At 62.7% G+C, this 12,451-nt stretch carries 11 protein-coding genes; 4 read left to right on the forward strand and 7 right to left on the reverse strand.

Translation table 11 applies throughout. The features are described 5' to 3' along the window. Nucleotides 1-26: 26 nt before the first annotated feature. The 6 genes from cstA to entC form a co-directional block, all read right to left on the reverse strand. A complete protein-coding gene (cstA, locus tag AC27FC_RS08075) occupies nucleotides 27-2,132 on the reverse strand; it encodes a pyruvate/proton symporter CstA (protein ID WP_048975902.1) in 2,106 nt (701 codons plus the stop codon). 149 nt (nucleotides 2,133-2,281) lie between these two features. After that, a complete protein-coding gene (entH, locus tag AC27FC_RS08080) occupies nucleotides 2,282-2,695 on the reverse strand; it encodes a proofreading thioesterase EntH (protein ID WP_023310710.1) in 414 nt (137 codons plus the stop codon). Nucleotide 2,696: 1 nt separating this feature from the next. Continuing rightward, nucleotides 2,697-3,452 carry a 2,3-dihydro-2,3-dihydroxybenzoate dehydrogenase EntA gene (gene entA / locus AC27FC_RS08085; protein ID WP_094934405.1) on the reverse strand — a complete coding sequence of 252 codons (756 nt, stop codon included), beginning with the start codon at nucleotides 3,450-3,452 and terminating at the stop codon, nucleotides 2,697-2,699. After that, complete coding sequence (locus AC27FC_RS08090) at nucleotides 3,449-4,303, reverse strand: isochorismatase (RefSeq protein WP_033144898.1); 855 nt, start codon at nucleotides 4,301-4,303, stop codon at nucleotides 3,449-3,451. Before AC27FC_RS08090 ends, entA begins: the two co-directional genes overlap by 4 nt. Nucleotides 4,304-4,313: 10 nt before the next feature. Then, the gene (gene entE, locus AC27FC_RS08095; protein WP_094934406.1) at nucleotides 4,314-5,924 is read right to left on the reverse strand and encodes a (2,3-dihydroxybenzoyl)adenylate synthase EntE; all 1,611 of its coding nucleotides are present in this window, start codon (nucleotides 5,922-5,924) and stop codon (nucleotides 4,314-4,316) included. 9 nt (nucleotides 5,925-5,933) lie between these two features. Further along, complete coding sequence (entC, locus tag AC27FC_RS08100) at nucleotides 5,934-7,109, reverse strand: isochorismate synthase EntC (protein ID WP_047061320.1); 1,176 nt, start codon at nucleotides 7,107-7,109, stop codon at nucleotides 5,934-5,936. A 188-nt stretch (nucleotides 7,110-7,297) separates the two neighbouring features. Between entC and fepB the strand changes: the two genes are divergently transcribed. Further along, entirely contained in the window at nucleotides 7,298-8,257 is a 960-nt protein-coding gene (fepB, locus tag AC27FC_RS08105) for a Fe2+-enterobactin ABC transporter substrate-binding protein (RefSeq protein ID WP_094934407.1), read from the forward strand. A gap of 33 nt (nucleotides 8,258-8,290) precedes the next feature. Here fepB and entS read toward each other — a convergent pair whose 3' ends face one another. After that, nucleotides 8,291-9,538, reverse strand: a complete 1,248-nt coding sequence (gene entS / locus AC27FC_RS08110; RefSeq protein ID WP_094934408.1) for an enterobactin transporter EntS — start codon at nucleotides 9,536-9,538, stop codon at nucleotides 8,291-8,293. A gap of 108 nt (nucleotides 9,539-9,646) precedes the next feature. Between entS and fepD the strand changes: the two genes are divergently transcribed. The 3 genes from fepD to fepC are packed head-to-tail and all read left to right on the forward strand — an operon-like array spanning nucleotide 9,647 to nucleotide 12,437. Further along, the gene (gene fepD, locus AC27FC_RS08115; RefSeq protein ID WP_094934409.1) at nucleotides 9,647-10,651 is read left to right on the forward strand and encodes a Fe(3+)-siderophore ABC transporter permease; all 1,005 of its coding nucleotides are present in this window, start codon (nucleotides 9,647-9,649) and stop codon (nucleotides 10,649-10,651) included. Further along, nucleotides 10,651-11,640 carry an iron-enterobactin ABC transporter permease gene (gene fepG, locus AC27FC_RS08120; protein WP_196354810.1) on the forward strand — a complete coding sequence of 330 codons (990 nt, stop codon included), beginning with the start codon at nucleotides 10,651-10,653 and terminating at the stop codon, nucleotides 11,638-11,640. Before fepD ends, fepG begins: the two co-directional genes overlap by 1 nt. Continuing rightward, entirely contained in the window at nucleotides 11,637-12,437 is an 801-nt protein-coding gene (fepC, locus tag AC27FC_RS08125; protein WP_094934410.1) for an iron-enterobactin ABC transporter ATP-binding protein, read from the forward strand. Before fepG ends, fepC begins: the two co-directional genes overlap by 4 nt. The last annotated feature ends 14 nt before the right edge of the window (nucleotides 12,438-12,451 follow it).

A 12,451-nucleotide genomic window follows, 5' to 3' on the forward strand; every position in this document is an offset into this window, starting at 1 on the left:
GGCGAAGCCGCCACCCGGCACACAGGTTAGTGCGCCCCTTTCGCCTGGGTCACAATCTCTTCCAGGTTTTCAGGCATCGGCTCGTACGGTGTTTCTTTCGCCGTTGGCTGATCGTTTTTCAACGCCGCCAGCGCGGTCTTGAGAGAATACAACGCCAGCACCACGACCACCACCATAAAGAAGATGGTCAGCCCGGCATCCAGACGGTTGTTAAACACCAGCTGGGACAGCTGCGACTCGGTGTACTGCGCCGGGATCTTGCCGCTGTCGATCATCGCCTGGAACTTGTTGGCGATCGCCAGGAAGCCCACCTTGTTGTCCGGGCTGAAGGCTTTCTGCCAGCCCGCCGTCAGGGTACAGATCAGCAGCCACGCGGTTGGCACCAGTGCCACCCACGCGTAACGCTGGCGCTTCATCTTGAACAGCACCACCGCGCAGAGCATCAGCGCCATGCCTGCCAGCATCTGGTTGGCGATACCAAACAGCGGCCACAGGGTGTTAATCCCGCCGAGCGGATCGACCACGCCCTGGTGCAGGAAGTAGCCCCACGCCAGCACGCACAGCGCCGTCGCCAGCAGGTTAGCCGGGAGCGAATCGGTACGCTTCAGGTTCGGGGAGATCACCCCCAGCAGGTCCTGCAGCATAAAGCGCGCCGCACGAGTTCCCGCATCCACCGCCGTCAGGATAAACAGCGCCTCGAACAGGATGGCGAAGTGATACCAGAACGACACGTCCATCAGCCCGCCCAGCGCGCCGTGAAGAATATACGCCATGCCGACCGCCAGCGTCGGCGCCCCGCCCGCACGGGAGATAATCGACTGCTCGCCCACTTCACTGGCGATGCTCGTCAACGTATCAGGGGTAATCGCAAAGCCCCAGCCGCTCACCACCTGCGCGGCGGACGCCACCACGTCAACGGTGCCAGCCGGTGCCAGTACCGCCATCGGGCTGTTCATCGCGAAATACACGCCCGGGTCGATGATACAGGCCGAGACCAGCGCCATGATGGCGACAAAGGATTCCATCAGCATGCCGCCGTAGCCGATCAGGCAGGCCTGATTTTCATTCGCCAGCATCTTCGGCGTGGTTCCGGATGCGATCAGCGCGTGGAAGCCCGACACCGCGCCGCAGGCGATGGTGATAAACAGGAACGGGAACAGGTTACCGGTCCAGACCGGGCCGGTACCGTCGATGAATTTGGTTAACGCAGGCATGGTCAGGGTCGGACGCATAATCAGAATGCCGATCGCCAGCCCGACGATGGTGCCGATTTTCAGGAACGTAGAGAGATAGTCACGCGGAGCCAGCAGCAGCCATACCGGCAGCACCGCCGCCACAAAGCCATAGCCCACCAGCATCCAGGTCAGCTGCACGCCGGTAAAGTCGAAGAACGGCGCCCAGGTCGGGCTTTCCGCCACCCAGCCGCCGGAGATAATGGCGAACACCAGGAATACCAGGCCAATTACCGACACCTCACCAATGCGGCCCGGGCGCAGGTAGCGAATATAAATCCCCATAAACAGCGCCAGCGGAATGGTGAAGGCAACGGTATAGGTCCCCCACGGGCTGTGGGTCAGCGCTTTCACCACGATCATCGCCAGCACCGCGAGGATGATCACCATGATCATAAAGGTCGCCACCAGCGCAATTACCCCGGCGGTTGCCCCCATCTCCTCTTTCACCAACTCACCCAGCGAACGCCCGTCGCGGCGGGTCGAGACGAACAGCACCATAAAGTCCTGCACCGCGCCCGCCAGCACCACGCCCGCGAGGATCCAGATCATCCCCGGCAGGTAGCCCATCTGCGCCGCCAGCACCGGCCCCACCAGCGGACCCGCTCCGGCAATCGCCGCAAAATGGTGACCGAACAGCACTTTTTTGTCGGTCGGCACGTAGTCCAGCCCGTCGTTATGGCGGACGGCAGGCGTCATACGCGTCGCGTCAACGCCCAGAACGTTCTTCGCGATATAGCGGCCATAAAAACGGTACGCGATCAGATAAATGCAGACGGAGGCGACGACGATCCAGAGCGCATTGATCTGTTCCCCCCGGTTGAGGGCGATATAGCCCAGGGCAAAGGCTCCCACAACGGAGAGCCCTGCCCATGTAAGGTATTTCCCTGAGTTGTTCATAGTTGTTGTCCGTTGTTGTGAAACAGTGAGATGTTACATTTTGTTTCTAGAACAACCGGAAAAATTTAACAACTTTGAAACGCAATAATGCGTGGTCAAACCAGAGATTTACACCACAGTGTTAAGCCGATCACTTTGATCTGCCTGGCTTAGCCCAACACCATCGTACTCAACCGACAGGTACAGCACCGCCGCCCCTGCTCGTCGAATACCACAATCTCCCAGCTCTGGCTCGAACGCCCCAGATGCAGCGGCTGGCAAACGCCGCGCACTTTGCCGTGAGAGACCGCACGATGGTGCGTGGCGTTAAGCTCCGTCCCCACCACGCTCTGCCCGTCACGGGTCATCAGAAAGCCGGCCATCGACCCCAGGGTTTCCGCCAGCGCCGCCGACGCGCCGCCGTGCAGCAGGCCAAACGGCTGATGGGTACGCGCATCCACCGGCATCTCCGCTTCCAGCGTGTCGTCGCCGAGGCGGGTATAGACGATACCGAGATGCGCCACCAGGGTGTTCAGGCTGGTCGCGTTCAGCTCCTCGAGCGGTAAATGACGTTTCCAGATCATCTTACGCCCCCAGCGTGGAGCCGCCGTCCACCACGATATCCTGCAGGGTGATATGGCTGGCGGCATCGGAAGCAAGGAACAGCACCGTGCTGGCAATCTCCTGCGGGCGAGCGATTTTGCCCAGCGGAATGCCGAGCTTGAACTGCTCGCCAAAACCGCGAATACGCTGCTGCTCCGCGTCGTCTCTTTTCCACAGCGTGCGCTGCATATCGGTATCCGTTGAGCCCGGCGACACCAGGTTACAGCGCACGCCGCTGCCCGCCAGCTCCAGCCCGACGGTCAGGGCCAGGCTTTTCAGCGCCGCCTTCGACGCGCCGTAGGCGCTCATGCCGATGCGCGGCGTGTGTGCCGCGTCGGACGCCACGGTGACTATCGCCCCGCCCTGCTGACGGCGGAACTGGCCCATCGTCTGCTGGAACAGGTTGAACGCGCCGCCGACGTTGACCGCAAAGGTCTGCTGCCAGTCCTCCTGCGAGAGCTGGTCCGTCGCCCCCATGCGCAGAATGCCCGCCGCGTTGACCAGCACGTCCAGCCGTTCAAGCGACGCCAGCGCGCGCCCGCACACCTCATGCACCTGCGCGGCATCCGCCACGTCCAGGGTTTCAGTGGCGAACGGATAATCCCCCAGCGGAAACGCCAGATCGAAGCCGGTCACACGTGCGCCCGCCTCCACAAACGCCAGCGCCGTCGCGTAGCCAATCCCCTTACCCGCGCCCGTCACCCAGACGGTTTTACCGGTGAAATCCAGACCCATCACTTCACCTCGCGGGACAGCAGCGCCCACCATGCGTCGATGGTTGGATTTTTGGCCAGCATCACGAAGTCGATATCGCCGTGCACTTTGCGCCAGCGGGCGGCCAGCGCCATCATGCGCACCGAGTCCAGACCGTAGTCGATCAGGTTTTCGTCATCCATCGGCTCGTCGGACTCGTCCAGCAGCGGCAGGATCAGCTCACGCAGCGCGGCTTTGGTCGCCGGAACGGACGGCAGCAGCTCGTCGGTCATCACCACGCGGCCCGAGCGTCCGGCCACGTAGTTGAGCGACATCAGGTGCTCGTCGCGGGTGAAATCCGCCAGCGCGTCGGCGATAAAGAACGGCTTGATGTCGCGCATAAAGGCATCGGTGGCGGTGGTCATGCAGCCGATGTGGGCGTACACGCCGGTAATCAGCAGCTGGTTTCGTCCCGTCTCTTTCAGCATCTGCTCCAGCGGCGAGCGGTGAAACGCGCTGTAGCGCCACTTCACCAGCACCGTGTCCGCTTCGTCCGGGGTCAGTTCGCGGACAATGCGCTGCTGCTCCGGCGAGCGGGTCAGGCCCGGCCCCCACATGTCGTTCAGCAGGGCGCGGTCTTCGTCGCTCTGCTCTTTCGGCTGAGCGGTGTAGTACACGGGAATATTGTGCGCTTTGCAGTAAGCGCGCAGTCGGGCGATATTCGCCACCACCTGCTGCATCATCGCGCTGTTTTCGCCCCAGAAGTTCAGGAAATACTCCTGCATATCGTGGATCAGCAGCGCGGCACGTTCAGGCTCAAACGCCCAGTTCACTTTACTGGTCGGCAGCTCTGCGGCGGTCGGCAGCGCGTAAGCGGTTAATTTTGGAATGGCCATACTCTGTTCCTCAGCCCCGGGCGCGTTCAGCAAGCCACAGGCGCAACTGTTTCTTATCGACTTTGCCGACCGGCGTCAGCGGTAGCGCATCCACGCTCTCCACGCGGTCCGGCAGCTTGAATTCGGCAACGCCCTGCTCGCGCAGGAAGCGGCGCACTTCAACCGCGCGCAGCGGCTGTTTCACCACCAGATACGCGCAGCTTTTTTCGCCCAGCAGGCTGTCCTCCATGCTCACCAGCGCGGCGTGGATCACCGCCTCGTGGCGCAGCAGTAGGTTCTCAATCTCTTCGGCGGCGATCTTCTCCCCGCCGCGGTTGATCTGATCCTTCTCTCGCCCCTGCACGGTGATGTAGCCCTGCTCGTCGATGGCGATCAGATCGCCGGAGCAGTAAAAGCCGTCGGCGTCAAAGGCGCTGGCGTTGTGTTCCGGGCTGTTGAAATAGCCGCGGAAGGTGTAAGGCCCGCGCGTCATCAGACGCCCGACCTCACCGCGCGGCAGCGGGTTACCGTGCTCGTCCGCCACCCACACTTCGTCGTCCGGGCTCATCGGGCGGCCCTGAGTGTTGATGATGCGCTCCGGCAAGTCGTCGAGCGCGGTGTAGTTCACCAGCCCTTCCGCCATGCCGAACACCTGCTGAAGCTGGCAGCCGATTTCCGCCGGAATGCGCGCCGCGAGCGTGGCGGAGAGGCGTGCGCCACCCACCTGCAGCAGCCTGAGGGACTTAAGCTGCGCGTTGCCCGCGCCGTCGGTAATCGCCTGCAGCCAGAGGCTCACCGCCGGAGGAACCAGCGAGGTGACGTTAATCTGATGCCGTTCAATCAGCGGGAAGCAGAGCGTGGCGCTCGGATCGTTCGCCAGCACCACGCAGCCGCCGGCGGTGAAGATGCCTAACGATCCCGGCGAGCTCATGGCGTAGTTATGCGCCGCGGGCAGCGCGTTCAGGTAACGGGTGTATGCATTGATTCCGCAGATCTCGTTGCTGCGGCGAATGCTGTAGTCGTAGTCGTTATGCGTGCGCGGGATCAGCTTCGGCGTGCCGGTGCTGCCGCCGGAAAGCTGGAAAAATGCCACTTCGTCAGCGGGCGTCGGGTTCGGAATGAAGTTATCCGCCGGACGCGCAATCGCCGCTTCCAGGGCGTGTTCGCCCTTATCGCCGCGCAGCAGTACAAGGCGTACCGAGCGATGCGCATCCACAAAGGCGTTGAGGAAATCATCGCCCGCAAACAGCGCGTGGTCGCGATCGCCAATCAGCACGGCGGGTTTGATCTGCTCTGCGTAGGCGTTCAGCTCGCTGCGCTGATGGCTAAAGAGCGCGTTAACCGGCGCGACGCCAATTTGCAGCAGCGCAAAGAAAGTGACGTAGAACTCGGCCACGTTGCCAAGCTGCACCAGCGCGGTCTCGCCGCGCTGCAGCCCGCGCGCCTGAAGAGCGGACGCCAGGTTGTTCACCGCCTGATTAAACGCGCGGTAGGTGATGTGCCGCTCGCCGTCGACAATCGCCACGGCATCGCTTTCAGCGCGATCCGTCAGGATGTGGGTCAGCGGCAGATCCTGCCAGTAGCCTTTTTCGCGGTAGCGGCGGGCGAATTCCTCAGGCCAGCGGGTAAAGGGAATGGTCATGAGCGATCCTTAGTGCAAGCCAAACACGTTGAGCATGGTGGAGAGCTTCACGCCCGTTTCGCGCCATTCGCCCACCGGCGAAGAGGCAGGCACAATGCCCGCGCCGGCAAACAGGCGAACGCTATTTTCGCGAAGACGCGCGCAGCGGATGGTCACCACCCACTCGCCGTTGCCTTCGCTGTCGCACCAGCCGACGATGCCGCCGAACAGCTCGCGGTCGAACGGCTCCAGCTCGGCGATCAGCTCTTTTGCCGCCTCATGCGGGAAGCCGCTCAGCGCCGGGGTCGGGTGCAGCAGGCAGGCCAGAGTCAGGGCGTTTTCGTTTTCACGCGCGTCACCTTCAACCGGCGTCGCCAGATGCCACAGCGTCGGCGTGGTGATGAGCTGCGGGGAAGACGGCATGCTCAGGTGGTGGCTGCGCGGTGCCAGAATGGCCTTCATCGCCTGAGTCACCAGGTCGTGCTCGTGGCGGTCTTTTTCGGAGGCCAGCAGCTTATTGCCCGCTTCGCGATCCAGCACATCGTCCGGCTGACGGCGCGCGGAGCCTGCCAGCGGCAGCGAGCTAAAGTGCGCGCCCTCTTTACGCAGCAGCAGTTCGGGGCTGGCGCCGAGCAGCACGCCGCCGTCTTCCAGCGGCACGTGGAAGTTAAAGCTCGCCGGGTTCTGGGCGATCAGCCGCTCCATCAGCGCACCGCTGTCCATGTGTTTGTCGGTCGCGATATCAATCAGACGCGACAGCACCACCTTGTTCACCTGCGGCGTGGCGGTAAGCGACGCGGCGCGCGCGACCATCTCTTCGAACACGGGCTGCGGCGGGATCTCGGTGCGTTGTTCCACCTTCAGCGCCTGCGAGCCGGAAAAATAGCGTGCGGACTGCTGACGTGCCGGACGGGAAAAGGTCTGCCAGCGCTGCGGAATAAACAGAGAAGATGGCTTGCGGGTATCGAACGGAATAGCCCCTACCATCACCGGATGAGCGATACCGTTAGCTTTCGCATTCCGGAAGGCCTGGGCTAATTTTTGCTGGAATTGCCCGGCCGGATCGTCACCGCCGACGGCGGGTTCACTGAAGCGGGTAAAACAGCCTGAGGTAGTAAAACTGCGGTAAGGCGACATAAAGAAAAAGCTGTCTGATTGCAGCGTGGTCGCGGTGTGCTGAACTTCCTCAGCCAGGGACGTGTCCATTTCATCCTCCTCAAAATGATAAAAGAAGCAATAATGATTATCATTTATATTTTCGTCGGCTAACCTAATCCCACATCGCTGCGCTGTCAACCGTCGGACAAATAACTTATGCGACAAAAGCTTGCATCCCTTCGCATCAACCATGAAAATGAGAAGCATTATCTTCAACGAAAACAGGATGTCGCGCTATGAAATTCCCTGCCCTATTCCGTAATACCCTGCTTTTATCTGGACTTTTAGTTTTAGGACTTGCCTCAGCCGCTGCCGCCGACTGGCCGCGTCAGGTGACCGACAGCCGAGGCGTTCACACGCTTGAGAGCAAACCGACGCGCATTGTCTCCACCAGCGTGACCTTAACTGGCTCCCTGCTGGCGATTGACGCGCCGGTCGTTGCCAGCGGCGCGACCACGCCGAACAACCGCATGGCGGATGCGCAGGGCTTTTTGCGTCAGTGGGGCGATATTGCGAAACAGCGCAAGGTTGCGCGGCTGTACATTGGCGAGCCAAGCGCCGAAGCGGTCGCCGCGCAAATGCCGGATCTGATTTTGATCAGCGCTACCGGCGGGGATTCCGCGCTGGCGCTGTACGATCAGCTCTCCGCCATCGCCCCAACGCTTATCATCAACTACGACGACAAGAGCTGGCAGGAACTGCTGACGCAGCTGGGCACCCTCACCGGGCAGGAAAAACAGGCCGCAGAGCGCATTGCCGCGTTTGATAAACAGCTCGCGCAGGTAAAACAGCAGATGAAGCTGCCGCCGCAGCCGGTGAACGCCATCGTCTACACCGCCGCCGCGCACAGCGCCAACCTGTGGACTGCGGAATCGGCGCAAGGCAAGCTGCTGCAACAGCTGGGCTTTACGCTAGCGGATCTACCCGCCGGGCTGCACACCTCAAAAAGCCAGGGCAAACGCCACGACATCATCCAGCTGGGCGGTGAAAACCTGGCGACGGGGCTGAACGGCGAAGGGCTGTTTGTGTTTGCCGGCGATCGGAAAGACGTGGATGCGATTTACGCCAACCCGCTGCTGGCGCATTTGCCGTCGGTGAAAAACAAACGGGTCTGGGCATTGGGAACCGAGACGTTCCGCCTGGATTACTACAGCGCGATGTTGGTGTTAGACAGATTGAATACGTTGTTTAAGTAGGCATTTTCCTCCCTCTCCCTGTGGGAGAGGGCATCAGGCCGCACCGTCGTTCAACACACTCTCCTGCCTGAACCGCCGCAATTCCACCAGCGCCACTAACAAAATCACGCCAATAATAGCCAGTACAAACCCGCCGCAGCTCGCCGAGGCCACCGGAGTCATCATCGCCCCCAGCCCGCCGAGGATCGCCGCACCAATCGCATCCCCCGTGACGTTCTGCGCCGTCCACAGGCCGTTAATGCGCCCGAGCATCCCTTCCGGCGTCTGGGTCTGGATCAGGGTGTACTGCAGCAGCGAACTGATGGCGCTCAGCCAGCCGAAAATCACCAGACACAGCACCCCGAGCGCCCACACCGGCATCAGGCTGAAGAACCCGATGGCGATAAACGACGCCAGCGTGGCAAGCAGCATAATCAGCCCCGGACGCGCGCCCTGCGCCAGGTTGCCGCTGGTCAGCGCCCCGCACGCCGCGCCGAGCGGAATGGCGGCGTAGAGAATGCCAATCTCCGAGGCGCTCATCTGCCACTCTCCCGCCAGCGCCGGGTAGAGCACGCGCACGGCGCTCGCCATGGTCAGCAGGCCGCCGAGCAGCGCAATCCCGCCAATCAGCGGGTTGCTGAACAGGAAACGAATCGCGGCCATCAGCGATTTCAGCGGATGCTCGCGCGGCTGCGGCGGAGGCGGCAGCAGCGGCAGGCGCAGCAGCGTCAGCGTGGTGATGAAGGTTCCCGCCGCCGCCAGCCCGTAGTTCCACGCCACGTTGCCGGTCGCCAGCAGCAGGCCGCCCACCATCGGCGAAATCACCGAGCCCAGACGCACGGTGAGCATGGTAATCGCCCCCGCCTGCATCAGGTTCTCGCGCCCGACCAGCGCGGGCGTCGCCGCCAGCAGCGCCGTCACGCCCAGCGAGGCGAAGAAACCGTCCCACAGCCCCAGGGCATAAATCGCGATCAGCGACGGCTCCGGCAGCATCGCGTTCAGACACAGCCCAATAAAGCCCACGCCGCAGGTGCCGCGCGCCAGCAGGATCAGCTTTTTACGCTCGTAGCGGTCCGCCAGCACGCCGCCGACCATCAGGCCGATGAACATCGCCCCGCCGGTTAAGGTGACGGATAACCCCACCAGCCAGCTGGAGTGCGTCATGGTCTGGATCTGGACCGGCACGGCGACGCCGAGCAGCCCGAGGGACAAAATGGAGATAAAGCGAGCGATAAAAACGGCGCGATACGCCGGGTGCGTTTTAAGCAGGCTGAGATTGAGCAGCCAGGATTTTTGATTCATGACAAAGCCTTGAGTCTATTTCTACCCATTCCATGGGCGCACATGCTAACATAGCCAAATAAGATAGATAACGATAATCACTATCATTATCAAATCATGGATGTTGCTATGTCGTTTTCCTCTTCTTCGGTGCGCGCCGTTGCCGTGCCCGTTTTATTGCTGCTGTTGATCCTTGCGACTGCACTCAGCCTGCTGGTCGGCGCGAAGCCGCTGCCCGCGTCCGTTATCGTTGATGCGCTCTCCGGCACCTGCCAGAGCGCCGACTGCGTCATCGTGCTCGACGCACGACTCCCCCGCACGCTTGCCGGACTGCTGGCCGGTAGCGCGCTGGGCCTTGCCGGCGCCCTGATGCAAACCCTTACCCGTAACCCGCTGGCAGATCCCGGTATTCTCGGCGTTAACTCCGGCGCCAGCTTTGCCATCGTGCTCGGCGCAGCGCTGTTTGGGTTGACCTCGCCCTCCGAACAGCTGGTGATGGCCTTCTGCGGCGCGCTGGCCGCCTCGCTGGTGGTCGCCTTTACCGGCAGCCAGGGCGGCGGGCAGCTGAGTCCGGTACGCCTGACGCTTGCGGGCGTGGCGCTCGCGGCGGTGCTGGAAGGCTTGTCCAACGGTATCGCCCTGCTCAACCCGGACGTCTACGACCAGCTGCGCTTCTGGCAGGCCGGCTCGCTGGATATCCGCACCCTCGAAACCCTAAAAGTGGTGGCGATCCCGGTCATTATCGCCGCCGCCGTGGCGCTGTTTTTAAGCCGGTCACTCAACAGCCTGAGCCTCGGCAGCGACACCGCGACCGCCCTCGGCAACCGGGTGGCGCGCACGCAGCTGATTGGACTTCTGGCGATCACGGTTCTGTGCGGCAGCGCGACCGCGGTAGTCGGCCCGATTGCCTTTATTGGCCTGATGATGCCGCACATGGCGCGCTGGCTGGTGGGCGCGGATCACCGCTGGTCGCTGCCGGTGACGCTGCTTGCCACCCCTGCCCTGCTGCTGTTTGCCGATGTGCTGGGCCGCCTGCTGGTGCCCGGCGAGCTGCGCGTCTCGGTGGTCAGCGCCTTTATCGGCGCGCCGGTGCTGATCTTCCTGGTTCGCCATAAACGCGGAGGTGGCGCATGATGGCCCCGTCCCGTCGTTTACTCACCAGCATCTGCCTGCTGACTATCGTCATTCTGCTGCTGGCGGTCTGGAGCCTGCGCAGCGGCGCGGTGACGCTTGATGTTGTCCAGGTCTTTGACGCCCTGCTCGGCAGCGCGCCGCGCAACATCACCATGGTGGTGACGGAATGGCGCCTCCCGCGCGTAGCGATGGCGATTCTGGTCGGCGCGGCGCTCGGCGTGAGCGGTGCGATATTCCAGTCGCTGATGCGCAACCCGCTCGGCAGCCCGGACGTGATGGGCCTTAACACCGGGGCCTGGAGCGGCGTGCTGGTGGCGATGGTGCTGTTTGGTCAGCACCTGACGGCCATTACCTTTACGGCGATGGCGGGCGGCATTCTGACGTCATTACTGATCTGGGCGCTGGCCTGGCGCAACGGTATCGACACCTTTCGCCTGATCATCATCGGGATCGGCATCCGCGCCATGCTGATGGCCTTTAACACCTGGCTTTTACTGCAGGCCTCGCTGGAAACCGCGCTCTCCGCCGGGCTGTGGTACGCCGGATCGCTCAACGGCCTGACATGGGGCAAAACCTGGCCCGCCGCGCCGCTGATTTTGCTGATGTTTATCGGCGCGCTGCTGCTGGTGCGGCGCATGCGTCTGCTGGAGATGGGCGACGACACCGCCTGCGCGCTGGGCGTGCGCGTCGAGCGCTCGCGCCTGATGCTGATGCTGGTCGCCGTACTGCTGACCGCCGCCTCCACCGCGATTGCCGGGCCAATCTCGTTTATCGCCCTCGTGGCACCGCACATCGCCCGTCGTCTTAGCGGCACGGCGCGCTGGGGATTAACCCAGGCGGCGCTGTGCGGCGCGCTGCTGCTATTGGCCGCCGATCTCTGCGCCCAGCGGCTGTTTATGCCTTATCAACTGCCGGTGGGCGTGGTGACCGTCAGCCTCGGCGGGATTTACCTCATCGTCTTGCTCGTTCAGGAGTCACGCAGGAAATGACTGATTCAACCACCCGCTTGCGCGGCGAAAACTTAACCCTCGGCTACGGCAAAAAAATCATTGCCCGTGACTTATCCGTCGCCATTCCGGACGGCCATTTCACCGCGATTATCGGCCCGAACGGCTGCGGCAAATCGACCCTGCTGCGCACCCTGAGCCGCCTGATGACGCCGGCTGAAGGCAGCGTGTTCCTCGACGGGGAGCAGATCCAGCGCTTCGCCAGCAAAGAGGTGGCACGGCGCATCGGTCTGCTGGCGCAAAACGCCACCACGCCGGGAGACATCACGGTGCAGGAGCTGGTCTCGCGCGGGCGCTACCCGCATCAGCCGCTGTTTACCCGCTGGCGTAAAGAGGATGACGAGGCGGTGAACCGCGCGATGCTGGCGACGGGCATCACCGATCTCGCCCAGCAGAGCGTGGACACCCTCTCCGGCGGGCAGCGTCAGCGGGCGTGGATCGCGATGGTGCTGGCACAGGAAACGTCGATCATGCTGCTGGACGAGCCGACAACCTGGCTCGACATCAGCCATCAGATTGACCTGCTGGAGCTGCTGAGCGAGCTGAACCGCACTCAGGGGTATACCCTGGCGGCGGTGCTGCACGACTTAAACCAGGCGTGCCGCTATGCGACGCATCTGATTGCGCTTCGCGACGGTGAGATCGTGGCGCAGGGTGCGCCGAAGGAGATTGTGACGCCGGAGCTGATCGAGCGGATCTACGGCATGCGCTGCATGATTATTGACGATCCGGTGGCGGGTACGCCGCTGGTGGTGCCGCTGGGGAAGCGTGCGGGCTGATGCCCTCACCCCGG

The organism is Enterobacter sp. C3_dUdeg (assembly GCF_057536195.1).